At 63.5% G+C, this 25,898-nt stretch carries 28 protein-coding genes; 8 read left to right on the top strand and 20 right to left on the bottom strand.

Annotated elements, in window-relative coordinates; translation table 11 throughout:
* Both L610_RS07855 and L610_RS07860 read right to left on the bottom strand, forming a co-directional pair.
* Positions 1-1,188, bottom strand: coding sequence for a cytochrome-c peroxidase (locus tag L610_RS07855; protein ID WP_144704033.1), 1,188 nt, complete (start codon positions 1,186-1,188; stop codon positions 1-3).
* 9 nt (positions 1,189-1,197) lie between these two features.
* Complete coding sequence (locus L610_RS07860; protein WP_144704036.1) at positions 1,198-1,629, bottom strand: FixH family protein; 432 nt, start codon at positions 1,627-1,629, stop codon at positions 1,198-1,200.
* An 86-nt stretch (positions 1,630-1,715) separates the two neighbouring features.
* On the opposite strand from L610_RS07860, the gene L610_RS07865 reads away from it, so the two are divergent.
* On the top strand, positions 1,716-2,636 hold the full coding sequence (locus L610_RS07865) for a sugar kinase (protein WP_144704039.1): 921 nt from the start codon (positions 1,716-1,718) through the stop codon (positions 2,634-2,636).
* Here the strand turns inward: L610_RS07865 and L610_RS07870 are convergent, their stop codons facing one another.
* From L610_RS07870 to L610_RS07880, 3 genes are all read right to left on the bottom strand, one after another.
* Positions 2,637-3,656 (bottom strand): aldose epimerase family protein, encoded by a 1,020-nt coding sequence (locus L610_RS07870; RefSeq protein ID WP_144704042.1) that lies wholly within the window; start codon positions 3,654-3,656, stop codon positions 2,637-2,639.
* Position 3,657: 1 nt separating this feature from the next.
* Positions 3,658-5,115, bottom strand: coding sequence for an NAD-dependent succinate-semialdehyde dehydrogenase (locus tag L610_RS07875; RefSeq protein WP_144704045.1), 1,458 nt, complete (start codon positions 5,113-5,115; stop codon positions 3,658-3,660).
* Between the two features lie 91 nt (positions 5,116-5,206).
* Positions 5,207-6,157: an AEC family transporter gene (locus tag L610_RS07880; protein ID WP_144704048.1), complete on the bottom strand. Its 951-nt coding sequence runs from the start codon at positions 6,155-6,157 to the stop codon at positions 5,207-5,209.
* 122 nt (positions 6,158-6,279) lie between these two features.
* Between L610_RS07880 and L610_RS07885 the strand changes: the two genes are divergently transcribed.
* The 6 genes from L610_RS07885 to L610_RS07910 all read left to right on the top strand — a co-directional run bounded on the left by L610_RS07885 (position 6,280) and on the right by L610_RS07910 (position 11,863).
* On the top strand, positions 6,280-6,840 hold the full coding sequence (locus tag L610_RS07885) for a histidine phosphatase family protein (protein ID WP_144704051.1): 561 nt from the start codon (positions 6,280-6,282) through the stop codon (positions 6,838-6,840).
* A gap of 137 nt (positions 6,841-6,977) precedes the next feature.
* Positions 6,978-7,259 carry an acyl carrier protein gene (locus tag L610_RS07890; RefSeq protein WP_024846982.1) on the top strand — a complete coding sequence of 94 codons (282 nt, stop codon included), beginning with the start codon at positions 6,978-6,980 and terminating at the stop codon, positions 7,257-7,259.
* Positions 7,260-7,287: 28 nt separating this feature from the next.
* On the top strand, positions 7,288-8,475 hold the full coding sequence (locus L610_RS07895; protein WP_144704054.1) for a beta-ketoacyl-ACP synthase: 1,188 nt from the start codon (positions 7,288-7,290) through the stop codon (positions 8,473-8,475).
* A 10-nt stretch (positions 8,476-8,485) separates the two neighbouring features.
* Complete coding sequence (locus L610_RS07900) at positions 8,486-9,760, top strand: beta-ketoacyl-ACP synthase (RefSeq protein WP_144704061.1); 1,275 nt, start codon at positions 8,486-8,488, stop codon at positions 9,758-9,760.
* A 127-nt stretch (positions 9,761-9,887) separates the two neighbouring features.
* Positions 9,888-10,916, top strand: coding sequence for a zinc-binding dehydrogenase (locus L610_RS07905; RefSeq protein WP_144704064.1), 1,029 nt, complete (start codon positions 9,888-9,890; stop codon positions 10,914-10,916).
* Positions 10,916-11,863 carry a lipid A biosynthesis lauroyl acyltransferase gene (locus L610_RS07910; protein ID WP_144704067.1) on the top strand — a complete coding sequence of 316 codons (948 nt, stop codon included), beginning with the start codon at positions 10,916-10,918 and terminating at the stop codon, positions 11,861-11,863. Before L610_RS07905 ends, L610_RS07910 begins: the two co-directional genes overlap by 1 nt.
* Positions 11,864-11,866: 3 nt before the next feature.
* On the opposite strand, the gene L610_RS07915 is transcribed toward L610_RS07910, so the two are convergent.
* From L610_RS07915 to L610_RS07930, 4 genes are all read right to left on the bottom strand, one after another.
* The gene (locus L610_RS07915) at positions 11,867-12,781 is read right to left on the bottom strand and encodes a DmsC/YnfH family molybdoenzyme membrane anchor subunit (protein WP_144704070.1); all 915 of its coding nucleotides are present in this window, start codon (positions 12,779-12,781) and stop codon (positions 11,867-11,869) included.
* 3 nt (positions 12,782-12,784) lie between these two features.
* A complete protein-coding gene (locus L610_RS07920) occupies positions 12,785-13,546 on the bottom strand; it encodes a 4Fe-4S dicluster domain-containing protein (RefSeq protein ID WP_144704073.1) in 762 nt (253 codons plus the stop codon).
* The gene (locus tag L610_RS07925) at positions 13,543-16,380 is read right to left on the bottom strand and encodes a molybdopterin oxidoreductase family protein (protein ID WP_144704076.1); all 2,838 of its coding nucleotides are present in this window, start codon (positions 16,378-16,380) and stop codon (positions 13,543-13,545) included. The genes L610_RS07920 and L610_RS07925 overlap by 4 nt, the downstream gene beginning before the upstream one ends.
* A gap of 94 nt (positions 16,381-16,474) precedes the next feature.
* A complete protein-coding gene (locus L610_RS07930; protein WP_246658962.1) occupies positions 16,475-16,903 on the bottom strand; it encodes a L,D-transpeptidase in 429 nt (142 codons plus the stop codon).
* Positions 16,904-17,090: 187 nt separating this feature from the next.
* Between L610_RS07930 and L610_RS07935 the strand changes: the two genes are divergently transcribed.
* Positions 17,091-18,365 (top strand): acetylornithine deacetylase/succinyl-diaminopimelate desuccinylase family protein, encoded by a 1,275-nt coding sequence (locus L610_RS07935; protein WP_144704079.1) that lies wholly within the window; start codon positions 17,091-17,093, stop codon positions 18,363-18,365.
* Positions 18,366-18,806: 441 nt separating this feature from the next.
* On the opposite strand, the gene rplQ is transcribed toward L610_RS07935, so the two are convergent.
* The 11 genes from rplQ to rplF form a co-directional block, all read right to left on the bottom strand.
* Positions 18,807-19,235, bottom strand: coding sequence for a 50S ribosomal protein L17 (gene rplQ / locus L610_RS07940; protein ID WP_024846992.1), 429 nt, complete (start codon positions 19,233-19,235; stop codon positions 18,807-18,809).
* A 31-nt stretch (positions 19,236-19,266) separates the two neighbouring features.
* Positions 19,267-20,277 carry a DNA-directed RNA polymerase subunit alpha gene (locus L610_RS07945; RefSeq protein ID WP_024846993.1) on the bottom strand — a complete coding sequence of 337 codons (1,011 nt, stop codon included), beginning with the start codon at positions 20,275-20,277 and terminating at the stop codon, positions 19,267-19,269.
* Positions 20,278-20,378: 101 nt separating this feature from the next.
* Positions 20,379-20,768, bottom strand: coding sequence for a 30S ribosomal protein S11 (gene rpsK / locus L610_RS07950; RefSeq protein ID WP_024846994.1), 390 nt, complete (start codon positions 20,766-20,768; stop codon positions 20,379-20,381).
* 104 nt (positions 20,769-20,872) lie between these two features.
* On the bottom strand, positions 20,873-21,241 hold the full coding sequence (rpsM, locus tag L610_RS07955; RefSeq protein WP_144704082.1) for a 30S ribosomal protein S13: 369 nt from the start codon (positions 21,239-21,241) through the stop codon (positions 20,873-20,875).
* A gap of 216 nt (positions 21,242-21,457) precedes the next feature.
* Complete coding sequence (locus L610_RS07960; RefSeq protein WP_024846996.1) at positions 21,458-22,039, bottom strand: adenylate kinase; 582 nt, start codon at positions 22,037-22,039, stop codon at positions 21,458-21,460.
* The gene (gene secY, locus L610_RS07965) at positions 22,036-23,376 is read right to left on the bottom strand and encodes a preprotein translocase subunit SecY (RefSeq protein WP_024846997.1); all 1,341 of its coding nucleotides are present in this window, start codon (positions 23,374-23,376) and stop codon (positions 22,036-22,038) included. The genes L610_RS07960 and secY overlap by 4 nt, the downstream gene beginning before the upstream one ends.
* Positions 23,377-23,556: 180 nt before the next feature.
* The gene (gene rplO, locus L610_RS07970; protein WP_024846998.1) at positions 23,557-24,030 is read right to left on the bottom strand and encodes a 50S ribosomal protein L15; all 474 of its coding nucleotides are present in this window, start codon (positions 24,028-24,030) and stop codon (positions 23,557-23,559) included.
* A gap of 18 nt (positions 24,031-24,048) precedes the next feature.
* Positions 24,049-24,246 (bottom strand): 50S ribosomal protein L30, encoded by a 198-nt coding sequence (rpmD, locus tag L610_RS07975; RefSeq protein ID WP_024846999.1) that lies wholly within the window; start codon positions 24,244-24,246, stop codon positions 24,049-24,051.
* Between the two features lie 14 nt (positions 24,247-24,260).
* Positions 24,261-24,830, bottom strand: a complete 570-nt coding sequence (rpsE, locus tag L610_RS07980; protein WP_024847000.1) for a 30S ribosomal protein S5 — start codon at positions 24,828-24,830, stop codon at positions 24,261-24,263.
* A gap of 67 nt (positions 24,831-24,897) precedes the next feature.
* Entirely contained in the window at positions 24,898-25,257 is a 360-nt protein-coding gene (rplR, locus tag L610_RS07985) for a 50S ribosomal protein L18 (protein WP_144704085.1), read from the bottom strand.
* 93 nt (positions 25,258-25,350) lie between these two features.
* Complete coding sequence (gene rplF, locus L610_RS07990) at positions 25,351-25,884, bottom strand: 50S ribosomal protein L6 (RefSeq protein WP_144704088.1); 534 nt, start codon at positions 25,882-25,884, stop codon at positions 25,351-25,353.
* Positions 25,885-25,898 lie beyond the last annotated feature (14 nt).

Raw genomic sequence — 25,898 nt, forward strand, 5'->3', positions numbered from 1 at the left:
TCAGTCGAGCGTCTTGAGAAAGGCGATTAGTGCCGCCCTGCCCCGGTCGGTAAAGGCGACCGGTCCGATCTCGCTGGTCCCAACGGGCGCGGCCGGCGCCGTCGAGTAGTGGTCGATGACCTCGCCAAGAGTCGAAAACTGTCCGGCGTGCATGTACGGCGCGCGGCTGGCGGCCCCACGCAGCGACGGCGTCTTAAAGGCGCCAACGAGCGCCGCATCATCCCGGGCGATGAAGCGCAGCTCGCGGCAGTCGTCAGGTGAGGCGTCGCTGTATTTGCCTAAGCAGTTGAAAGGGTCGGCCAGTACCTCGTCTATCGCATCGATCCGTCCGCGATTGACCGGCAGCCCCTCCGGGGTAAGCACCCCCGTGTTATGGAAAAAATCGTCGGTGAAGCGCGGGCCGTTGTGGCAGTTGATGCAGCCCGCCTTGCCGATGAACAGCTTCAGTCCTTCGATCTCGAGCGAGTTAAAGGCATCCCCGGCGGCAGGTTCCCGCCCGCTGACGATCGCTTCCGCGTAGCGATCGAAGCGGGTTTCCTCATGGGCGATAGTGCGCTGGAACGCAGCCAGCGCCTTGCCGGCATTGGCGAAGACGATGTTGACCGCCTCCTGTTCTTCCGGCCCAAGCGCCTTCCAGGCCGCCTGTTCTTCCTCATTGCCGAGCGGCGAGGCCCCGTGCACCTCGACATCCGGCACCGGACCAAAGACGGCTTCATACTGCTCGCGATACGCCTCCGCGATCACGGCAGCCACGGCAGCGCGGGTAAAGCCATGCTCACGCGGATCCTCGATCGGCGTCAGCGCCTGCGCCCACGGGCTGTCGCTCCGTCCGTCCCAGAAGAACCACTGGCCATGCGCGACGCCCGCGAGCGGCATGGTGCGGCGGTCGCTGACGCCAATGCCGTGCCCACGAGGCAGATCGTCCTGGAACTGCCGGTCCGGCAGGTGGCAGGTGGCGCAAGCGACCGTGCCATCGCGCGACAGCCTCGTGTCGAAGAAAAGTGCCTCGCCCAGCGCCGCGGCAGCCGGATCGTCGGCAAAGCGGTTGCTCGGATCGGGCTTTAGCGGCGCAAGTTGGGAAAGACGCAACTGCGCGATGGCCTGCATTTCCTCCTCCGAGAATGGCTCGCGCGAGCACGCGGAGAGCAGCCCGGCGGCGAGGACGACAAGGAGGAACCGCTTCGACATGTGTGAGCGTCAGAAGGTCAGGTTGAACGTCACGTTGTCGCTGCCGGCGGACGCGTCGATCGTGAATTTCAGTTCCCACCAGCCGCCCATGTTGAAGCGTACACCCTCAACTATATAACGCCCCTCACCGAGCTGCTTGGTTACCTGTGGCGCCGTTGGCAGGCCGTGGCCATGCTGCGGCATGCCGCCAGCGACGGAAATCTTCGCGTCCACGACCGGTTCGCCGTCCGACAGCAGCACGGTGACGATCCAATTGTGCAGCGTACCGATCGCCGGCGGATCGAGTTCCGGCTGGATCGAGACTCGGTAGAGTTGGTTCGCGGAGGGCTTATCCCTCGCAAGGTCGAGCTCTTCTGGCGGCTGCGCCATCATCCGCATGCCGAACACGGCCGCAGCGGCCAGCGCGGCAACGACCACCAGACCTGCGATCCACCTCTTCATCGTCCCCCTCCGGAAGCGTGCAGCACCCTTTGCCTCATATCCAATGCGGTGTAGACAAGCACGCGAACCAGTCAAGGAAAGACAAAATGAAGGGTACGGCGTCGATCGGCGAATGCATGCTGGAACTGTCGGGGACCGGCACCGGCGACTGGAAGCTGAACCACGCCGGCGACACGTTCAACGTCATGTGGGCTCTGCGGGCGCTGCTCCCCGAAGAACAGGCGACAGACTACGTTAGCGCTTTCGGCGACGACCCCTTCTCACAGCAGCAGCTCGACTTTTTTGCGCAGAACGGCATCGGCACGGCAGCCAGCCCGCGCATTCCCGGCGCGCGGCCCGGCCTCTATGCCATCACGCTGACGGGTGCCGAGCGCTCCTTCACCTACTGGCGCGCCGATTCCGCCGCCCGCAAGCTGGCCGACGAACCGGGACTTTTGAAGAAAAGCCTTGAGAACAAGGCACTTATCTACTTTTCCGGAATCACGCTCGCAATTCTTGAGCCCGGCGCGCGGGAAAACCTCTTCGCCGCGATCACGGGCGCTCGCGCCGCCGGCAGCCTGGTCGCCTTCGACCCAAACTACCGCCCGCGCCTGTGGCCCTCGCTCGAAGAGGCCCGTGAGGCGATCTCGACTGCAAGCAAGCTCGCCGACATCTGCCTGCCGACCTTCCCGGACGAGCAGGCGCTGTTCGGTGATGCAAACCTTGAAGCGACGGCAAACCGCCTCGCGTCGCTCGGCGTGAAGGAAATCGTCGTCAAGAACGGCGAGGAGCCGGCGCTGGTCGTTGCCGACGGTACGCGCCAGACAGTCGCTGCGCAGCACGTCATCAACCCGGTCGACACCACCGGTGCGGGCGACTCGTTTAACGGCGGCTATCTCGCCGCCCGGCTGCAGGGAAAAGATCCTGTCGAGGCAGCCCGGCACGGCCACCGCGTGGCCGCCGCCGTCGTCCAGGTGCGCGGTGCCCTGGCGCCGTTCGAGACCCTGCGCGCGGCCTTCGCCGGCTGATCAGGCCTCGTCCGGACCACGGAAGCGATATTCGGTGAGCTGGCGATAGACTTCGCCGGGGCGCAGCACAGCCTGCGGGAAGTAAGGCCGGTTCGGCGAGTCGGGCCATATCTGCGGTTCCAAACAGAAGCCGGCATGGGTGCGGTAATGCATGCCGCCCAGCCCCGGAACCTCGACATCCGGAAACTGCCCGGCGAAGAACTGCAGGCCGGGCTCCGTCGACCACACCTCCATCTCGACGCCAGATTTGCTGCCTTGCGCCCACGCCACGCGCCGCAGCGATCCGCGAGCGGAAGAAACGCAAAAATTATGGTCGTAAGCGACACGGTTTTCCTCGCGTAGACGGATTGCTCGCGGCAGCAGGAAATCGGAATCGGTCCCGGCAACCGGCAGCACCTCGCCTGTCGGGATGCACGCCGTGTCGGTCGGCGTATACGCCATCGCCGCAATGCTGAGCCGATGGTCGAGGATGCTGCCCTCTCCGCCATCATCAAGATTGAAGTAGGAGTGGTGCGCGAGATTGACGAGCGTTGCCCGGTCGGTCTTCGCCTTCATTTCGATCGCAAGCTTGCCGCCCTTCTTCAGCGAGAATGTGCAGGATATCTCTACGCTGCCCGGAAAGCCCATCGTGCCGGACGGGTCGGCAATCTTCAGGGTGAGAAAATCCTTCCCAAGGTCGGCCACCTGCCAGACGCGGCGGTCGAGGCCCTTCGAGCCACCATGCAGCGTGTTCGGGCCGTCGTTTCGGTCGGTCTGGTAAAGCTGGCCGTCGAGGCGGAAACTGCCGCCCGCAATGCGGTTGGCATAGCGCCCGACGGTCGCGCCGAAATAGTAGGTCTGCGAAACGTAGTGCTCGAGCTTCTCGAAGCCGAGCACCAGCGGCGCATCATGTCCCGCAAGGCGCAGATCCTGCAGGGTCGCGCCGTAGGTGAGGAAGCGGGCAGTCAGCCCGCCTCCCTCAATAGTGATGCGCTCGACAACCTCGCCTTCAAGGGTAATGCCGAACGCTTCGCGCTGCATGTCAGAGCCCAAGGCCGCCGATGCAGACATACTTGGTGTCGAGATAGTCATCGATGCCCTGATGACCGCCCTCGCGACCAAGGCCCGATTCCTTGACGCCGCCGAACGGTGCCTCCGGTGTGGTGATGAGGCCTTCGTTGACTCCGACCATGCCGTACTTCAGGCCTTCCATGACGCGGAAGGCGCGGCCGAGGTCGCCGGTGTAGAAATAGCAGGCAAGGCCGAATTCAGTGTCGTTGGCGAGGCTGATCGCTTCCTCTTCGGTCTCGAACTTGAAGACCGGGGCCACCGGGCCGAAGATCTCGTCCTTCATGAAATTCATCTCGGGGGTTGCGTTCGCGATCACCGTCGGCTGGAAGAACGATCCGCCCAGCTCGTGGCGGTTGCCGCCCGCAACGATCTTGCCGCCCTTGGCCTTGGCGTCGGCGATCAGTTCCTCGACTTTCTCGACCGCGCGCTCATCGATCAACGGTCCCTGCTGCACGCCTTCCTCCAGGCCCGGGCCGACCTTGAGCTTGTTCGACGCAGCAGCAAGGCGCTCGACGAACTCGTCATAGATGCCCGCCTGGACGAAGAAGCGGTTGGTACAGACGCAGGTCTGGCCGGAGTTGCGGTACTTGGCAACGATGGCGCCCTCGACCGCGCGGTCGAGATCAGCATCGTCGAAGACAATGAACGGCGCATTGCCGCCAAGCTCCATCGATACCTTCTTCACGGTCGAGGCGGACTTGGCGATCAGGAGCTTGCCGACCTCGGTCGAACCGGTGAAGGTGATCTTCTTGACGATCGGGTTCTCGCAAAGCTCGTCGCCGATCTCACCGGCCGAGCCGGTAACGATGTTGATCCCCCCCTTCGGGATGCCGACTTCCTCGCACAGCGCGCCCCAGGCAAGGCCGGAATACGGTGTCTGCGAGGCCGGCTTCACCACCGCCGTGCAGCCAGCCGCGATTGCCGGAGCAATCTTGCGCGACAGCATCGACGACGGGAAATTCCACGGCGTGATGGCGGCGATGACGCCGACCGGCTCACGGGTAACGAGGATGCGACGGTCAGCCCAAGGGCTCGGCACCACGTCGCCATAGGCCCGACGCGCTTCCTCGGCGAACCACAGCACATAGGCAGCCGACGAGCCGATCTCGCCCTTGGCCTCGGTCAGCGACTTGCCCTGCTCCATGGTGAGCAGTTCCGCCAGCGCATCCTGATTGTCCATGATGGCGTCGTGCAGCTTGCGTAGCAGCTTCGAGCGCTCCAGGGCCGACGTCTTTTTGAACGTCTGGAACGCGCGCTCGGCAGCCTCGATCGCGCGGCGGGTTTCCGCGCGGCCAGCCTTCGGCACGGTCCCGAGCTTGAGGCCGGTCGCCGGATTGATCACGTCGATGGTAGCGCCAGAATCGGCCTGCACCCATTCGCCGTCGATCAGGTTCGCCTGGCGCATGAAGTGGCTCGTTTTCTGAAGCATGAATTCCTCCTGAATTGCGGCGCGTCGCGCCGTCGGGATGTCGGTGAATTGAACCGTAGAATAGGGTCTGCTGCGCGCAAGCCAAGGCGGATCAGGTAAAAACCGCTTGTGCCACCGCCAGCCAGAACACGGTGGTTACGACTGCGCCCGCCGTCGAGATCGTCATCGTATTGGACGCAAGCATCTGCCCGGTGCCGAACCGCGAGGCGATCAGATAGGGGTTCACCCCGGTAGGCATCGCCGCAACCACGACAACCACCTGCGCGGCGACTACTGGCAGCCCGGCAAGATAGGCCGAGACCAGCGCCAGCGCTGGCATGAGAAACAACTTCAGCAGCGCCAGCACGATTGCCGGCTTCACATTGCCGCCGATGCCGTACTTGCGCAGCCCGAGCCCCATCGCGAACAGCGCGATGATCCCTGCAATGCCAGCAAAGGCGTCAATGAAACGCATTGCGAGCGACGGCACCGGCCAGCCTGTCACTCTCCAGGCGAGGCCACAGAGGATGCCAATGATCAGCGGATTGGAGAACAGCTTCCCGAAGAAGTCCTTCGCTATCCTCGCTGGCGATATGGAGCCGCCCTGCCCGCTTCGCGCCCATTCGAAAGTGACGATCGATGCAGCCAGCATCACCGGCAGGTGGATGGAGATCAGCAGCGACAGGACGTCGAGCCCCGGCTGGCCGTAGACGCTGGTCAGTAGCGGAAAGCCGAGCAGAAGCATGTTGGAGAAGGATGAGGCAACGCCGCCGACGACACCAGCGGGCCGCTCCCGGCCGAACAAGCCGGTGATTATGAGGTGCCCGGCAGTCCAGACGCAAGGTATCACCGAAAAATAGGCGAGCCATAGCCGCCAGGGTGTGGCCCCATGCAGGTCGATCTGCACCATGGTCCGGAAGAGAAGCGCGGGCAACGCCACAGCAACGGCAAACTCGGTCAGCGCATCGCCGCTCGCAGATCGCACCAGTCCGGTCCAGCCGGCAATGTAGCCGAGCGCCACAACCCCAAAAACGAACGCGATCGTCTCGCCCAGCTCGAACATGACCTGCGCGTAACCTAATCACTCCGCGCCTGCAAGCAGGCCGGTTCACGGCGGTTTGTAATGCTTGCTTGCCTTTCGCTGCGCGATCCCTTCCCTATATGACCCAGGAAACGGGATTCTGAATGCGTCGAACAGCAGTTCTCCTCATTAGCTTGTTGATTGCGGCGGTTGCGCCGGCAGAGGCTACCGAAGCTGGCTGGGCGCTTCTTCGCGAGGGCGGGCAGGTCGTGCTGCTGGTTCACGCCAATGCGCCAGGCACTGGCGACCCTGCCAATTTCGAGCTTGGCAACTGCCACACCCAGCGCAATCTTTCCGAGCGCGGCCGCCAGCAGGCCCGGAAGCTCGGGGCGCTGATCGCCGCGCGCGCCGAGCCGGTAGAGAAGGTTTATGCAAGCCGCTACTGCCGCACGCTGGACACGGCGAAGATTGCCTTCGGACCGGGCCTCGTAGAGGAGCTGCCGGCGCTCGACTCGGTCGAACGCGAACCAGAACTCGCTGAGAAAGGCCACCAGATCGTGCTCGACATGATTCGGAACTATTCCGGCTCCGGAAACCTCGTCTTGGTCACGCACCGGGAAAACGTCGCGGCCTGGACGGGCGTGAAGCCTCGGGAGGCGGAAGCGGTCATTGTCGCACCCGAGGGCGACAGCCTGAAGGCGATCGGGCGGATCGTTTTCAACTAGTTGCGCGGGCTACCGCATCTGGCGGACGCGGCGGAGAAGGCGGCATTTTTGCCCCGCTGCCCTTTCCCTGCCATAGAAAACGGATTAGACAGCCGCGATAGTAATATGATCAGCCCCGGTTGTCAGAGGGAAGCACAGTGACATCGACATTCGACAAGGTCGCCGACATCATCGCCGAGACCAGCGAGATTGATCGCGAGACGATCACGCCGAAGAGCCACACCATTGACGATCTCGGCATCGACAGCCTGGACTTCCTCGACATCGTGTTCGCGATCGACAAGGAGTTCGGCATCAAGATCCCGCTCGAGAAGTGGACGCAGGAAGTGAATGACGGCAAGGCTTCCACCGAGGAGTACTTCGTCATGGAGAACCTCTGCGCCAAAATCGACGCGCTGGTCGCGGCGAAGAACGCCTGATAACGCATTAAAGACAGAAGAGTCCGGCATGAGCGAGCGCGACGTCGTCATCACCGGCATCGGGCTGGTGTCGTCCCTTGGCGAAGGGGCAGACAGCCATTGGCAGGTACTTTCGACGCCGGGCCAGGCTCCCCGGATCGATGCTGAGCGCTTTGCGCCCTACACCATCCATCCGCTGCCGCCGATCGACTGGGGCCAGCAGATCCCCAAGCGTGGCGACCAGCGCCAGATGGAAACCTGGCAGCGCCTTGGCACCTACACGGCTGGCCTTGCGCTGGACGATGCCGGGATGAAGGGCGACGACGCTCTCGTCACGACCATGGACATGATCGTGGCGGCAGGCGGCGGCGAACGCGACGAAGCGGTCGACCAGAGCATCCTCGACGCCGGGCTCAAGCGCAACGACCGCGAGGTCCTGCTCAACGAGAAGCTCACCACGGAGCTTCGCCCGACACTGTTTCTTGCGCAGCTTTCCAACCTGCTCGCTGGCAACATCTCCATCGTCCACAAAGTGACGGGTTCTTCCCGCACCTTCATGGGCGAGGAAGGTGCAGGCGTTGCGGCCGTCGAGACAGCTGCGGCGCGCATCCGTGCCGGGCAGTCGACGCACGCCCTCGTCGGTGGTGCCTTCCAGACCGAGCATCCCGACATGCTGCTGACGTATGAGCTGGGTGCCTTCCTGCACCGTAAGCGATGGAAGCCTGTGTGGTCGCGTGCGAGCAACGACGGCGGGGGTGTGATTTCCGGCTCGGGCGCTGCATTCCTGGTTCTGGAATCGCGCGCGCATGCCGAAGCGCGCAGCGCAAAGATCTACGCCGTCATCAAGGACGTCGCATCGGGCCGCGCCCGCCGTTCCGAGGGCAACCTCGACGAGGCGATTTCTGGCCTTGTCCGCGGCTTCGACCTGCCGGCAGAAAAGATGCTGGCGGTTTCCGGTGCATCCGGAGCGCATGTCGCGACCGGCGCCGAGCGCCGGGCCTTGCAGTCCGCCGGCAATTTCGCGCTTCGCGGCTTCTCTTCGCTTACCGGACATCTGCGCGAAGCGCAGTTCCCCTTCGCGGTCGCCCTTGCCGCTCTCGCGGTAAAGAACGGCGCGTCGTATCCGGCATTCGACGCTGAGAACGAGGCGGAACTTGACGGCGCGCCGAAGGCTGCGCTTGCCACCGCCATTGGACATCATCGTTTCGAGGGCGCTGCCCTCGTCGTCGCGGCTTAGGAGACGGCCGATGACCAAGACCACCGACCACCTCGGCCGCCCTATCGTTGCCATCACCGGCATCGGCGTCGTCACGTCGCTCGGACAGGGCGTTGAGGATAACTGGGCTGCGCTGACCGCGGGGCGTTCGGGCATCCACCCGATCACGCGCTTCCCGACGGACCACCTCAACACGACGATCTGCGGTACCGTCGACTTCCTGCCGTCGAGCAACAAGGGCGCCAGCGCCCTTACCTACGAGCTCGCGGAACTGTCGGCGCTGGAAGCCATCTCCGGCTCGGGCCTCTCGACCCATGATTTCGGCGGCCCGCTTTTCCTGGCCTCGCCTCCCGTCGAGCTCGACTGGCGCGACCGCTTCTCGCTCTATGACAGCGCCAACCACGATCTGCCACCCTACGAGCGGCTCTTGGCCGTAGCGCGCGAGCAGCTGCGCAGTGAAACCTTCGAGAGCACCCAGTTCGGCGCGATCGCTGACCGCCTCTCCGACCGTTTTGGCGCGCGCGGCCTGCCGATCACGCTTTCGACCGCTTGCGCATCGGGCGCCACCGCGATCCAGCTCGGCGTCGAGGCGATCCGCCGTGGCGAAGCTGACCGGGCGCTGTCCATCGGCGCCGATGGCTCGGCGACCGCCGAGGCGCTGATCCGCTTCTCGCTGCTGTCTGCCCTATCCACCCAGAACGAGTTCCCCGAGAAGGCATCGAAGCCGTTCTCCAAGGACCGCGACGGCTTCGTGCTGGCGGAAGGCTCGGCTGCTCTGGTGCTCGAGTCGCTCGAAAGCGCGCTCGCCCGTGGGGCAAAGGTCCTTGGCATCATGGCCGGCTGCGGCGAAAAGGCGGATGACTTCCACCGCACGCGCTCAAAGCCCGATGCCTCGCCGGCGATCGCTACGGTCAATGCGGCGCTTGCCGATGCCGGAATTTCGGCCGACGACATCGATTACATCAACGCCCACGGCACCTCGACGCCGGAAAACGACAAGATGGAGCATCTGTCGCTGTCGACCGTGTTCGGCGAGCGGATGAAGAGACTGCCGATCTCGTCGAACAAGTCGATGATCGGCCACACGCTGTCGGCTGCGGGCGCCGTCGAGGCGGTGTTCTCCGTGCTGACGATGCAGAACGGCGTCGTCCCGCCGACCATCAACTACGATAATCCGGACCCGGCCATAGAGCTCGACGTCGTGCCAAATGTGAAGCGCGAGGCCGCGGTTCGCACGGTGCTGTCGAACTCCTTCGGCTTCGGCGGCCAGAACGCGTGCCTTGTCATGGCACGCGAACCCGGCTAGGCCCTTGCAATCACCCGGCTGGAGCGATCGCGCCCCATTAGAGGCGCCGTCGCCTCCTGCCTTGATCATCGCAATTCCGGATGCTGACCTGTTCGGCGTCGGCGGAGCTGCTTGAGGACGAAAGAACATGCGCGCATTGCAACTCGTAGAGGACCGGCGTCTCGAAGCCGTTGACCTGCCCCCACCCCCGCCGCCGGCACGCGGCGAAGTCACTGTGCGGATCAAGGCGGTGGCGCTCAACCACATTGACGTGTGGGGCTGGCGGGGCATGGCATTTGCCAAGCGCAAGATGCCGCTGGTTGTGGGTGCCGAGGCGTCAGGCGTGATCGAGGCAATTGGTGACGGCGTCGCCAACCTCCTGCCCGGCCAGCTGGTGTCGATCTACGGCGCGCGCACCTGCGGCCACTGCCGTGCTTGCCGCGAGAAGCGCGACAATCTCTGCGAGCATGTAGGGGGGGTACACGGCTTCCACCTCGACGGATTTGCGCAGGAGTTGGTGAACCTGCCTGCCCGCCTGCTGGTCGTCGCTCCTCCGGGAGTGGACGAGATCGGCGCCGCCGTTGCTCCCGTCACCTTCGGCACCGTCGAGCACATGCTGTTCGACAACGCCAAGCTCGAGCCCGGCGAGACGATCCTCATCCATGCCGGCGGCTCTGGTATCGGCTCGGCCGCGATCCAGCTCGCCAAGCGCATGGGCTGCACGGTCATTACCACCGTCGGCTCCAACGACAAGATCGAGAAGGCGAAGGCGCTCGGCGCCGACCACGTCATCAATTACCGCGAGGACCGCTTCGAGGGCGTCGTCCGCAAGCTGACGAAGAAGAAGGGCGTCGACGTCGTCTTCGAGCATGTCGGTGCCGACACCTGGGCGGGATCGATGCTCTCGCTCAAGCGCGGCGGCCGCCTCGTGACCTGCGGCTCAACCTCCGGCGTATCGACCCAGATCAACCTGATGCAGCTGTTCCAGCAGCAGCTCAAGCTGCTGGGTTCGTTCGGCTGTCGCATGGAAAACATGGCTGACGCCATGCAAAAAATGGCCCGCGGCCTCGTCAGCCCGGTCATCGACACCGAAGTCACGTTCGACGAGATCGGCCGTGCGCTTGAGCGCATGGAAGGCCGCGACGTGTTCGGCAAGATCATCCTGCGGGTCGCCTGATGTCGGGCGGCCTCGCGCCGCTCCTGCGGCCCATCATTGCGCGTACCCTGCGGGGCCTGAAGACTGCCCAGTACTGGCTGATCGCGCAGCTGGCGCGCAGCGTGCTCTACATGCTGCGCCTGCTGCCGCCGGAAAAGGCGCTTGCCTTCGCCGAAAGGGTTGCGAAGCGCATCGGGCCGCTCACCAAGCGCCACCAGATCACGCTCGACAATATCCGCAAAGCCTATCCGGAAAAGACCGAAGCTGAGGTCGAGGCGCTCGCGCTCGAAATGTGGGGCCACATGGCCCGCCTTTTCGGCGAGTACATCTTCATCGACCAGTTGTTCGACTACGTGCCGGGCCAGGAAAAGCCGGGTCGCGTCGAGGTCATCGGCGACGAAATTTTTCTCCGCATCCGCGAGGAAAGCGACCGGCCGCACATCGTCTTCACTGCTCACATGGGCAATTTCGAGCTGTTGCCGATCGCGGCAGCCGCGTACGACCYGCCGATCTCGGTGCTGTTCCGCGCGCCGAACAACCCCTACATCGCAAAGTACCTGTTCTCGACCCGCTCGACGCACATGGGCGACATGGTTGCCTCGCGCACCGGTGCAGCGTTCACGCTCGCTCGCGTGCTGGAAGCCGACGGTAATATCGGCGCGCTGGTCGACCAGAAGTTTACGCGCGGCTTGCGTACGACCTTCTTCGGCCGCGAATGCATGGCGAGCCCGCTGATCGGCAAGCTTGCCCGCCAGTACGACTGCGACGTCTATCCGGCGCGCTCTATCCGCCTCCCCGGCAATCGCTTCCGGCTGGAGCTTCAGGAAAAGCTTGAACTGCCGCGCAACGAGAAGGGCGTCATCGACGTCGCCGCGACAACTCAGCTTCTTAATGACGTGGTCGAACAGTGGGTGCGCGAAGATCCCGGCCAGTGGATGTGGTTCCACAAGCGCTGGGAAATCAAGTAGGCCCTAGCCGCCGTAGTAGTTCATCACGGCGTGCCGTGCCTCGGCGAAGAACAGCCAGCGTTCCACCAGCACGCCCAGCGCATGCGACAGCACGGCAAGCGCCAGGATGACTGCCGCGGCGCCCTGCCCCAACAACAGTGACAAGAGCAGCAGCACGGCCGGCACGCCGCCGCCCGCCACGAGCGCTATCCTGAACAGCTTCTCGGCATGCTTGCGGGCGACACGGAAACCCATCTCTCGAGTCAGGTAGTTCTCATTGGTGTGCGGGCGCTCGAATAGCCGCACCTTGCCGAGATGACCAAGGCCCGTCGCCGACTCGGGTGTGGAAAGGGGCGCCACGGAGAGCCGCTTACGCCACTGGATCTTGGCCGCCCAAGCAGCGGCCAGCAGGAGGAAGGCAATCAACTCAAGGTGCCAGCTCGTCTGACCTGCACAGGCAGCAATGAAGGCAGCCAGAAGGCTTCCTCCTGCTCCAGCGAACAGGAGATAGCAGGCCGGCGTCAGCGGCGTGTTCCACGCCTGTATCGAGCGCAGCGAGGCGTAGATCATCGACGTGCAGTAGACAGTCGCGATCGCGCCAGCAGTGCCAAGGAGGCCAATCAGCGGCAGGTGCGTGCTCTCGAACACCGCAAACCAGGCCGAAATGGCGAGCGGTACGAAAGTAAGGATCGCCAGCACGCCCTCGCGCGACAGACAGCTGGAGCGCCATTGCGACAGCGCACGCCAGGCGCGCTGCGGGTTACCTAGATGGAAGGTCGAGGAGAGCAAGCCGCCGGCAATGAGCGCGAGCGCCAGCAGATGTGCGAACTTCACCCATGCGGACAATGGATCGAGCAGGCCAAGGCCGAGCATTGCGGCGAGGCCATAGCCAAGCCCCGAAGACGTGGTGAAAAAGATGATCGAGTAGGCGGGATGCATGCGTCAGAGCCGCTCCAGCACGGAATCAACCCATGCGAAAAAGCCTTTCGCGCCCGACGTGTCGGTGGCGGCAAGCGGCTTGACGTCTTCCAGATGCTGCTTGGGACGCGGCGGCAGGTACTTGTTCACTGGCTGTGTGCCCTGCTCCGGCATCAGGTCAAACCCGCCGCGCTCGACGACCATCTTCGATACCGCCGAGCTCGGATCAGCAAGGTCGCCGAAGTGGCGGGCATTGGTCGGGCAGGTGCGCACACAGGACGGCACGCGATCCTCCTCGGCAAGCGTCTCGTTGTAGATGCGGTCGACGCACAGCGTGCACTTCTTCATGACACCGGCGGCGATGTCCATCTCGCGCGCGCCATAGGGACACGCCCAGGCGCAAAGCCCGCAGCCGATGCACATGTCCTCATCGACCAGCACGATTCCGTCGTCCGCCCGCTTGTAGGACGCGCCAGTCGGGCAGACGGTCACGCACGGCGCGTTCTCGCAATGCAGGCATGACTTGGGGAAGTGGACGAGCCGTGCATGCCCCTTCTCCGCCGCCACCTCCGCCCCTTCGGGCACCACCTCGAAAGAATGGACGCGGTTGAGGAATGTGCCCGACACATCCGCGCCGTACGGGTCCTGATCCGACAGCGCCGCGCCATAGCCGCCGGTGTTCCACTCCTTGCAGGAGACGACACAGGCGTGGCAGCCGACGCAAACGTCGAGGTCGATGACGAGGCCGAGCTTCTTCGGCGTCGGCTGTGACGGCAGGCAGGTCATTCGCTCCACTCCTGCCCGTAGCGGATTTCGGCTGCCGTGTTTGTCGCCTTCCTGACCGGCTCGAAGCGTGGCTCGCTGCGCGCGGGCGGGTCGGCCTTCTCGATGCGCACGCGCAGGTCGTACCAGGCGGCCTGACCGGTGATCGGATCGGAGTTCGACCAGCGCATACCATCCTGCTCCGGCGGTAGAAGTTCGTTGATCAAGTGATTCAAGAGAAAACCTTTTTCGGACTCCGGAGCGTCGGGGTCGAGCGCCCAGGCGCCGCCGCGCTTCCCGATCGCATTCCACGTCCACATCGTGTCGCGGTTTGCCGTATCGGTACGCTTCACCGGCACCTTGATGCGGCCGTGGTTGGACGTGAGCCACGCCCAGTCGCCGTCCTTCAGCCCATGCGCGTCGCAGATCTCGCCCGGCACGAAGAGATAATTCTGGGTGTAGATCTGCCTGAGCCACGCATTCATTGAGCCCCAGGAATGGTACATCGCCATCGGCCGCTGGGTGATGGCGTGATAGGGAAACTCCTCTCCCGACACGGCCTGCTCCTCCAGCGGCTCGTACCAGAGCGGCAGCGGCGTGAAGGCGGACAAGATGCGCCCCCGGTATGGCTCGGGCGCATGCGGCGCGCGCAGCCCCTGCGCCGCCAGCCGGAATTTTTGGAGTTCCTCCGACCACAGCTGGAACGTCACCGGCTGTGGCGTGTCGAAGAAGCCCATCTTCACGGCGAAGTCCTGATAGGCAGCGTTGGCGTGCTTGAAGAACTGCGCCTCGAGCGGAATGTGCGCCGAGAAGAACGAGCCGTTCTCGATATAGCGGTCGAGCTGCTTCGGGTTCGCCGCTCCTCTGCCTGCACGCGTGCCGTCGGTGCCGCGGAAGCCCGCCAGCGGGCCAATGCCCGGTCGGCGCTCGTGCCTGACCAGATAGTCGGCATAATCGCGGTAGAGCGGCTGACCGCGGCTGTCGGCGAAGCCCGGCAGCTTCAGCCTTGCACCGAGGTCGATCAGGACGCTCTGGAACGGGCGCACGTCGCGATCGGGCTCGACCATCGGCCAGCGAATTGCGTCACTCGCTGCCTCCGGCTCCGAGATCGGCCGATCGAGCAGCGAAATACAATCGAAGCGCTCGAGATAGGTGGTGTCCGGCAGCACCAGGTCGGCATAGGCAACCATCTCCGACGAATAGGCGTCGGAGTAGATGATCTTCGGGATGCGGTACTCGCCGGTCGCCTCGTCCTTGTCCTCCAGAATCCGGATGGTACCCGCCGTGTTCATCGACGAGTTCCACGCCATGTTGGCCATGTAGAGGAACAGCACGTCGACCGGATACGGGTCGCCCGCATGTGCATTGGCGATCACCATGTGCATCAGACCGTGCGCCGAGAACGGGGCTTCCCATGAAAACGCCTTGTCGATGCGCGATGGCTGCCCGGCCTCATCGACCAGCAGATCTTCAGGCCCGAGCGGAAATCCAAGATGCGGCCCCGCAAGCGGCTGGTTAGAGCCAAAATGCTCGGCGCGGCCGTGCGGTCGCGGATGTGCCTGCACCGGCTTCGGATATGGCGGCTCGTAGCGGAACCCACCGGGGCAGTCGACGGCGCCGATCAGCACCTGCAGGAGGTGCAACGCGCGCGCCGTCTGGAAGCCGTTGGAATGGGCGGAAATGCCACGCATCGCGTGGAACGAGACCGGACGGCCGATGTAGCTCGGGTGATGGTTGCCGTACACATCGGTCCACGGCTGCGGGATCTCGATCGCCTCTTCGAAAGCAACGCGGGCAATCTCGGCCGCGAGGCCACGGATCGTGGCGGCGGAAATACCGATCTTGTCGGCAACGGCCTCCGCCGAGTGGCGTTCGTCGAGATACTCCTCGACCAGCAGCTCGAAGGACGGGCGCACCTCGGTGCCGTCGTCGAGCCGGTAGCGGCCGCTCAGAGCCGGTTGCGCGCCCTTGCTGCCGGCTGAGACGGGACGCTCTGTGAGCGTCTCCCAGACGAGGGGCTTGCCGTCCTTGCCGCGCGCAAACAGGCCGTGCTGGTCCGTGCCCGGCGCGTCGATCACCAGCCACGGCGCATTCGAGTATCGCACCAGGTACTCGACGTCGATCTTCCGCGCCTTCAGGAGCTCGTGGACGAGCGCCAGGATCAGGAGGCCATCGGTACCCGGCCGCACACCGATCCAGCTGTCAGCAACCGCTGAATAGCCCGTACGAACCGGGTTGACCGACACGAACCGCGCGCCGCGCTGCTTAAGCTTCGAGATGCCGATCTTGATCGGGTTCGAGTCGTGGTCCTCCGCCACGCCGAACATGACGAACAGCTTCGTCCTTTCCCAGTCGGGCGAGCCGAACTCCCAGAACGCGCCGCCAATCGTCATGATGCCGGCAGCAGCCATGTTGACCGAGCAGAAGCCACCATGCGCGGCGTAATTGGGCGTGCCGAACTGCTGCGCCCAGAAGCCGGTCAGCGATTGGGACTGGTCGCGCCCGGTGAAGAAAGCGAGTTTCTTCGGGTCGCGCGCACGTACGTCGCCAAGCCATTCGGTGGCAATGGCAAGCGCTTCATCCCAGGAAATGTTGCGGAACTCGCCAGAGCCGCGCGGGCCAGTGCGCAACATCGGCGACGACAGCCGAGCCGGCGCATAATGCTGCATGATGCCGGCCGAGCCCTTGGCGCACAGCACGCCCTTATTGACCGGATGGTCGCGGTTGCCCTCGATATAACGGATCTTGCCATCCTTCAGGTGGACGTCAATCCCGCACCGGCACGCGCACATGTAGCACGTCGTCTTGCGCACCTCGTCGGAGACGGGCTTGGACAGATCGATGGGGTGCTGGGTCATGCCTGGCCGCTCCTCCTGCAGCCCGCAAGGCTAGTGAACTGCGCGCGGGAAAGAAATGCCCCGCGCTCCACTTGATGTGGAATATTCGACCAGCTCAGTTCTCGATGATGATGCGGGTATTGCCGGCGCCGACCTTGTTGACCAGCGAATAGAAGATCTCGGCGTGCTGAGGGTCGAGGCGCACGCAGCCATGCGAGACCGGGCTGCCGAGGCGATCCACCTCGTTGGTGCCATGCACGGCCCAGCCACGGTCGTAGAAGACCGAGTAAGGCATTTCCTCGCCGTTGTGGGTGCGCGAGCGCCACATCTTGTGCATGCGGTAGGGCCGGTACTCGCCGCGAGGGGTGCCGCCGAATTCGTCGGCGCCGGTGGAGACAGTCCACTCGTGGATCACCTTGCCGTACTGGCTGACGACCATCTTCTGTTCGGCCACGTCGACCCGCGCAACTAGCGCTGACGCTTGCGCACCCGCAACCGACAAGAGGAAAGTCCCCGCGACAACGGCGAGACGAATACGCATCATGACCCCACACCCAATACTGCTGAAATGATTCATCGTGGCGAACGCAAGCGCAAGGTCCGCCATATGATTCGCCATATCCTAACAAACCCCTGCCGCGGTCCTCTCACATCCGCGTGAGCGGCTGGCTCATTCACAAGCCCCATCAGCCATACTTGCCAAGGCATCCGTAAACTTGCTCAATTGCTGTATGACAAACCGCTTGCTTTCCGCCATCGACGACCGCCGCGACGATCTCGTCGCCCTCACGGCTGACCTGATCCGCTTTCCGACGATCAACCCGCCAGGAGAGGCCTATACACCGTGCGCCGAGTTTATCGCCGCCCGGTTGCAGAAGGCCGGCTTCGGCACAAAGCTGATCCGGGGTGAAGGAACACCCGGCGACAGCGACAAATACCCGCGCACCAACGTCGTGGCACGTTTCGACGGTCGCAGCCCCGGCCCGACCGTGCACTTCAACTCGCATATCGATGTGGTCGAGGCGGGCGACGGCTGGACCGTCGATCCGTTCGGCGGCGAGGTGAAGGACGGGCGCGTCTACGGCCGCGGCGCCTGCGACATGAAGGGCGGGCTGGCTGCCTCGATCATCGCCGCCGAAGCATTTATTGCCACTTACCCCGACTTTCCTGGTGCGATCGAAATTTCGGGCACGGTTGATGAGGAATCCGGCGGCTTCGGCGGCGTCGCCTATCTGGCAAAGCAGGGCTATTTTTCTAAGCCGCGCGTTGACCACGTCATCATGCCGGAGCCGTTGAACAAAGATCGCATCTGCCTCGGACACCGGGGCGTCTGGTGGGCGGAGATCGAGACGCTCGGCTCTATCGCTCATGGCTCGATGCCTTTCCTCGGCGACTCGGCCATCCGCCACATGGGTGCCTTGCTGCATGCGTTTGAGAGCGAGCTCTATCCCGCCCTCGACGCCAAGCAGACGCAGATGCCGGTTGTGCCGGAAGGTGCACGGCGCTCAACTATGAACATCAACTCGATCCATGGCGGCCAGACCGAAGATTTCTTCCCCGGCCTGCCCGCGCCGAACGTCGCCGACTCCTGCCGCACAGTGATCGATCGCCGATTCCTGCTGGAGGAGTCTATCGACGAGGTGAAGGGTGAGGTCGTCTCCATCCTGGAGCGGCTGAAGCGCGAGCGCCCGCGCTTCGACTACCGCATCCGCGACCTGATGGAGGTGCAGCCGACCATGACCGACCGCGAGGCGCCGGTCGTGCAGGCGGTGGCAAAGTCGATCCAAGAAGTGTTCGACCGCGAACCGCAATACGTCATCTCGCCGGGCACCTACGACCAGAAGCACATCGCCCGCATCGGCCACTTGTTCGACTGCATCGCCTACGGCCCCGGCATCCTCGACCTCGCTCACCGCCCGGATGAGTGGGTCGGCATCGACGACATGGTCCAGTCGGCAAAGGTGATGGCGCTGAGCCTGAGGCAGCTGCTGTTCGGGCGAGAGTGAGGGCGCAATCGGTCACGCAGCGACCACGTAACCGAATTCGGCTGCCCGCCTCCCGTACCTCGTTTCCACCGCCCTGCCCGTTTCAGCGTTCAGGGCTGGATCCTCGGCTCAAGGCCGAGGATGACGATGTGGGAACGTCCATGTCTCTGTGAAAAGGCGGCGCACCGCTTCAAGTGATCGTTCGCAGCGACGCGCTCGCGCTTCCTTCGGCAGCCCCCCGTGGGCCGGTTTACTCTTTCGCTTCAACCTCGTAATCCTCGGGTTTAACCCGAGGATCCATGCCTGAACGCTTGTGCAATACATGGCGTAGAAGACGAGGGCGCGAGCGCGCGCCGCTACAGCCTGCCCGACAACGTCCAAAACAACCGGAACCAAACGCCCCCAAAACGAAAGAAGGGGCCCGAAGGCCCCTTCCCCAAAAGTCTCGGATGAGACAGCGGCTTATGCCGCTGCTTCTTCCTCAGCCTGCTCAGCCTCGACGCGTGCGCGGTCGGCAGCGCCCTTGGCCGAGGTGTCGCGGTCAACGAACTCGATGACAGCCATCGGTGCGTTATCGCCGAAGCGGAAGCCCGCCTTCATGATGCGCAGGTAGCCGCCGTTGCGGGTGGCGTAACGCGGGGCGATGACGTCGAACAGACGCTTCGCCGCTGCTTCCGAACCGATGGCAGCAGCAGCCTGACGGCGAGCATGCAGATCGCCGCGCTTGCCCAGCGTGACAAGCTTCTCAACGATCGGGCGAAGTTCCTTCGCCTTCGGCAGGGTGGTGGTGATCTGCTCGTGCTCGATCAGCGAGGCAGCCATGTTCGAGAACAGCGCCTTGCGGTGGCTGACAGTGCGGCCGAGACGGCGACCGGATTTTCCGTGGCGCATTGGCCTACTCCTTCTCTTAGAGGCTTATGCCTCAGTATTGGTCTTCGTAACGCTTTGCGAGATCTTCGATGTTTTCCGGCGGCCAGTCCGGCACTTCCATACCGAGGTGCAGGCCCATGGCAGCGAGGACTTCCTTGATCTCGTTCAGCGACTTGCGGCCGAAATTCGGCGTGCGAAGCATCTCGGCTTCCGTCTTCTGGATCAGGTCGCCGATGTAAACGATGTTGTCGTTCTTGAGGCAGTTTGCCGAGCGAACCGACAGTTCGAGCTCGTCCACCTTCTTGAGCAGCGCAGGGTTGAACGCGAGTTCGGTAACCTGCTCGGAAGCGACTTCCTTCTGCGGCTCTTCGAAGTTGACGAACAGGCTGAGCTGGTCCTGCAGGATGCGAGCAGCGAAAGCCACTGCGTCCTCACCGGACACGGCGCCGTTGGTCTCGATGGTCATCGTCAGCTTGTCGTAGTCGAGAACCTGGCCCTCACGGGTGTTCTCAACCTTGTACGAAACCTTCTTGACCGGCGAGTAGAGGCTGTCGACCGGAATGAGGCCGATCGGAGCATCTTCGGCGCGGTTGCGCTCAGCAGGGACATAGCCCTTGCCGGTGTCGACCGTGAACTCCATGCGGATCTCTGCGCCCTCGTCGAGGGTGCACAGGACGTGATCCGGATTGAGGATCTCGACGTCGCCAACGGTCTGGATGTCACCAGCCGTCACAACACCCGGACCCTGCTTGCGCACGACCATGCGCTTCGGGCCCTCGCCTTCCATGCGGATGGCGATTTCCTTGATGTTGAGGACGATGTCGGTGACGTCTTCACGAACACCGTTGATCGACGAGAACTCGTGGAGAACGCCGTCGATCTGAACTGCGGTCACGGCTGCGCCGCGCAGGGACGACAGGAGGACGCGGCGAAGCGCGTTGCCAAGCGTAAGGCCGTAGCCACGCTCAAGCGGCTCCGCAACCAGCGTGGTCACGGTATTGCCCTTGGTCGTGAACTCGATCTTGTTCGGCTTGATGAGTTCCTGCCAGTTTTTCTGAATCATTCAGGTCTTCCTTCCATTCCCCGACACCATCCAATCGTGCCGGGCATCAGTGGAAACCTCGAGAGGAGCGCCCGAAGGAGCTCATCGGGTAGGTGAAATGCTCAGACGCGGCGCTTCTTGCGCGGACGGCAGCCGTTGTGCGGGATCGGCGTGACGTCACGGATCGAGGTGATCGTGAAGCCTGCAGCCTGCAGCGCACGCAGGGCCGACTCACGACCCGAGCCCGGACCGCAAACCTCGACCTCGAGGGTGCGCATGCCATGCTCCTGCGCCTTGCGAGCAACGTCCTCAGCAGCAACCTGAGCCGCGAACGGGGTCGACTTACGCGAACCCTTGAAGCCCTGAGCACCGGCCGACGACCAGGCAATCGCGTTGCCCTGCGCGTCGGTGATCGTGATCATGGTGTTGTTGAAGGTCGAATTGACGTGCGCAACGCCCGTCGAGATGTTCTTGCGCTCGCGACGGCGAATGCGCGCTACTTCCTTGGCCATGAATGGTCCTTCCGTTTGATATCAACGCCGCCGTAGTACCAGCGGCTACACCTTGGCCAGCGGCAGTCGGCATCAGCCGGCCACTGGCCAAAATCCGTGTCTTATTACTTCTTCTTACCTGCGATAGCCTTCGCCGGGCCCTTGCGGGTGCGGGCGTTGGTGTGCGTGCGCTGACCACGAACCGGCAGCGAACGGCGGTGACGCAGGCCGCGGTAGCAGCCGAGGTCCATCAGGCGCTTGATGTTCATCGCAACTTCACGACGCAGATCGCCCTCGACCTGGTAGTCGCGGTCGATCGTCTCGCGAATCGCGAGAACTTCAGCGTCGGTCAGCTGGTTGACGCGACGGTCGAGCGGAATACCGACCTTCTCGACGATCTCGGCGGCGAACTTTGCGCCAATGCCGTGGATGTACTGCAGCGCGATGATGACGCGCTTATTGGTCGGGATATTAACGCCGGCTATACGAGCCATGTCATTCTCCATTTGGGCCGGCGTGTCCTATGGATCACGACGGCGGTTTCGTTTTCCCGCGTCCGGTGGAGGCCGGCCCTTGCGGGCATTCTCTGCTTCAAAACCGACGAGCGGCCCGAAGGACCGCCAATTCTACGCCTGAGTGGAAGTCGCGCCGCTGTATTCCGGAACACAGCGAAAGTCAACTCTTTGCGGCACTTCACGTGCCGCAAAGATTTACCGGGGCAGAAGCGCCTCGATCTGTTTGGTCACCTCATCGATCGGCGCCATGCCGTCAACCTGCCGGAGCTGGTCGTTCGCATAGTAGTAGCCGATCAGCGGCGCGGTCTTCTTGTAGTACTCGCGCAGACGCTCCTCGAACACTTCGGGGTTGTCGTCCTTGCGGACCGGCTGACCGGCGGCCTTGGCTTCCTCGGCGCGGTTGATGATGCGACCAACCAGAGCCTTGTCGTCAACGACCAACTCGATCACCGCATCGAGAAGCATGCCGCGCTCGGCAAGCATGTCCGAAACGGCATCGGCCTGGGCGAGCGTGCGCGGATAGCCGTCGAGGATGAAGCCCCCGGCGCAGTCCGGCTGGTCGATTCGCTCGGCGACGATCGCGTTGACGATCTCGTCCGAAACCAGCTCGCCTGCATCCATCACCGCCTTGGCGCGCTTGCCAATTTCGGTGCCGTTTGCCACGGCCGCGCGCAGCATGTCGCCGGTGGAGAGCTGCGGAATTCCGTACTTTGCAACAAGCCGCTGCGCCTGCGTGCCCTTACCAGCACCGGGCGGCCCGAGAAGAATAAGTCTCATCGTCCCCTCTTTCCTCCGCGAAGCTTCGACTTCTTGATCAGCCCCTCATACTGATGCGCGATCAGATGGCCCTGAATCTGTGACACGGTGTCCAGCGTCACATTGACCACGATCAGGAGCGACGTTCCACCGAGGTAGAACGGGACACCCGTCGCAGAAATCAGAAACTCGGGTATGAGGCAGACAAACACAAGATACACAGCACCGATCAGCGTGATGCGGGTGAGCACGTAATCGATGTATTCCGCGGTGCGCTCGCCCGGACGGTAGCCCGGGATGAAGCCAGAGTGCTTCTTGAGCTGCTCGGCGGTGTCCTTCGGATTGAAGACGATCGCCGTGTAGAAGAACGCGAAGAACGCAATCAGGCCGGCATACAGCAGCATGTAGAGCGGCTGGCCGTGACCAAGCGCAGCGAGAATGGAGCTAGCCCAGGTCGGCAGCGTCGTCGTGTCGGCGAAGCCTGCAAGCGTCGCCGGCAGCAGCAGCAGCGATGACGCGAAGATCGCCGGGATGACGCCAGACGTATTGAGCTTGAGCGGCAGGTGCGAAGTATCGCCCTGGAACATGCGGTTGCCGACCTGACGCTTCGGATACTGGATCAGAAGGCGGCGCTGCGCACGCTCGAAGAAGACGATGATCGCGACCAGCACGACCGCCAGAACCAGGATGGCGAGAATGATGCCGGTCGACAACGCGCCGGTACGGCCAAGCTCGAGGGTGCCGCCGAGGGCCGACGGAAGGCCTGCGACGATGCCCGAGAAGATGATGAGCGAAATGCCGTTACCGATGCCGCGCGCGGTGATCTGCTCGCCGAGCCACATCAGGAACATGGTGCCGCCGACCAGCGTGATGACAGCGGTCAGGCGGAAGAACCAGCCCGGATCGGTAACGATCTGGTTGCCCGACTCAAGGCCGACGGAAATGCCGTAAGCCTGAACGACTGCCAGGAGGACCGTGCCGTAGCGGGTGTACTGGTTGATGATCTTGCGGCCCTGCTCGCCTTCCTTCTTCAACTGCTCGAGCGCCGGCACAACCGACGTCATCAGCTGAACGATAATGGAGGCAGAAATGTAGGGCATGATGCCGAGCGCGAAGATGGCCATGCGCTCGACGGCGCCGCCGGCGAACATGTTGAACATGCCGAGCACGCCGCCCGACTGCTGCTGGAACGCCTGCGCGAAAGCCTGCGGATTGATTCCCGGCATGGGAATGTAGGTGCCGAGCCGGTAGACGAGCAGCGCGCCGAGAGTAAACCAGATGCGCTTCTTCAAGTCTTCGGCCTTGGCAAAGGCCGCAAAATTCAGGTTGGAAGCAAGCTGTTCCGCTGCCGATGCCATAAATTATCTCCGTAACGTCACACAGCGAGGCCCGCTAAGCGGCGCGGCCCTGTGTTACCGAAGCCACGAGATAGGCTCCGGCCGGAAAAGATGCAAGCGGCGGTTTGCACATGCACAGGCCAGATCGTCACTTTTCGATCGACCATGTGCAGGGACAAACCGCCGCCTGACTAAACCGATTTACTCGGCAGCAGCCACTTCCGGCAGCTTCACCGAACCACCGGCCTTTTCGACCTGTTCGATGGCCGGCTTGGAGGCACCAGCAACCTCGAAGGCAACCTTTGCCTTGAGCTCGCCGCCGCCGATGACGCGGACGCCATCCTTGACGCGACGAAGAACACCAGCCTTGACCAGAGCCTCAGCGGTGATGGTTTCCTTCGGGTCAAGCTTGCCAGCGTCGATCGCAGCCTGAACGCGGCCGAGCGTGACTTCGTTGAAGTCCTTCGCCGACGGGTTCTTGAAGCCGCGCTTCGGCAGACGCCGGTACAGCGGCATCTGGCCACCCTCGAAACCGTTCACGGAAACGCCCGAGCGCGACTTCTGACCCTTGACGCCACGGCCGCCGGTCTTGCCGGAGCCGGAGCCGATGCCGCGGCCGACGCGCTTGCGCGCCTTGGTCGAACCCTCGACAGTACGCAGTTCGTTCAGTTTCATATCAGTCGCTCCAGCGCTTTACGCCTCGTCCACGATACGGACGAGGTGGCGCACCTTCGAAATCATGCCGCGAACAGCCGGAGTGTCCTCCAGCGTCGAACGACGGTGCATCTTGTTAAGACCCAGGCCGATCAGCGTAGCGCGCTGTTCCACCGGACGGCGGATGGGGCTGCCGATCTGCTCCACAACGAGGGTTTTGCCCTGCTTGTTTGCCATGATCGCGTCTCTCCTTATTCGTCAGCCGACACGGCAGTGCCGCGGCGCGACTGCAGGACCGAGTACTTGATGCCGCGCTGTGCAGCGACATCCTTCGGATGCAGCTGGTTCTTCAGCGCGTCGAACGTGGCGCGAACCATGTTGTACGGGTTCGACGAACCCATCGACTTGGCGACGACGTCCTGAATGCCGAGCGTCTCGAAGACAGCGCGCATCGGGCCACCGGCGATGATACCGGTACCGGGCTTGGCAGTACGCAGCAGGACGCGGCCTGCGCCGTGACGGCCCTGAACGTCGTGGTGCAGCGTACGGCCGCCACGCAGCGGGACGAAGATCAGATCGCGCTTGGCAGCCTCGGTTGCCTTGCGGATTGCCTCCGGCACCTCACGTGCCTTGCCGTGGCCGAAGCCGACGCGGCCCTTCTGGTCGCCGACGACGACGAGAGCAGCAAAGCCGAAACGACGGCCGCCCTTCACCACCTTGGCGACGCGGTTGATGTGGACGAGCTTATCGACGAAACCGTCGTCACGCTCTTCGCGGTCACGGTTGCGTTCGCGACCACCTTCCCTACGATCCTGTGCCATGTCCTGATCCTTATTCTTTTCCGGAGCACGGGTTGTGAAAATGCCGGGCCGAAGCCCGGCAGCGAAATTAGAAGCTCAGACCGCCTTCGCGGGCAGCATCAGCCAGGGCCTTGACGCGGCCGTGGTAGATGAACGGGCCGCGGTCGAAGACGACTTCCTTGACGCCGGCTTTGACAGCACGCTCGGCAACCAGCTTGCCGACAGCGGCAGCGGCAGCAACGTCAGCGCCGGTCTTCAGCGCGTCGCGTAGTTCCTTGTCGAGGGTCGAAGCGGCAGCCAGGGTGTGGCCCTTCGAGTCGTCGATGATCTGCGCGTAGATGTGCTTCGACGAGCGATGCACGGACAGACGCGGACGCTCGCCGGCGACCTTCTTGATCTGACGGCGAACGCGCGCGGCGCGGCGCTTGATGGAGTCCTTGGAAGCCATAGTTCGTATTCCTTGCCTTGTAAAACGAGGACGGCCGTATGCGGTAGCCCGGCATTGGCCGGGCTCCCGCAACCGCGCCTCGTGGCGCTGATATTACTTCTTCTTGCCGTCTTTGCGCACGATGCGCTCGCCGGCGTAACGCACGCCCTTGCCCTTGTAAGGCTCAGGACCGCGGTACTTGCGGATCTCAGCCGCAACCTGGCCGACCACCTGCTTGTCGATACCGGTGACGACGATTTCCGTCGGCTTCGGAGTCGCGAGCGTGATGCCTGCGGGCGCCTCATAGACGACTTCGTGGCTGAAGCCAAGAGACAGCTGCAGGTTCTTGCCCTGCATGGCGGCACGGTAACCCACGCCGTTGATCTCGAGGCGACGCTCGAAGCCGTCCTTCACGCCGGTCAGGATGTTCGCGATCTGAGTACGGGACATGCCCCACTTGGAACGCGCATCCTTGGAGTTGTCGCGCGGACAAACGGAGATCTCGCCGTTATCCAGCTTGACCAGAACTTCGTCATTGACGACGAACTTCAGTTCGCCTTTCGGGCCCTTCGCGGTGACCGTCTGGCCGTCGACCGTAGCGGTCACGCCGGCGGGCACCTGTACGGGCTTCTTACCAATACGAGACATGTTTCGGTCCTCGT

This window comes from Aminobacter sp. J44 (assembly GCF_007829415.1).
In the GTDB taxonomy this organism is placed as follows: Bacteria; Pseudomonadota; Alphaproteobacteria; order Rhizobiales; family Rhizobiaceae; genus Aerobium.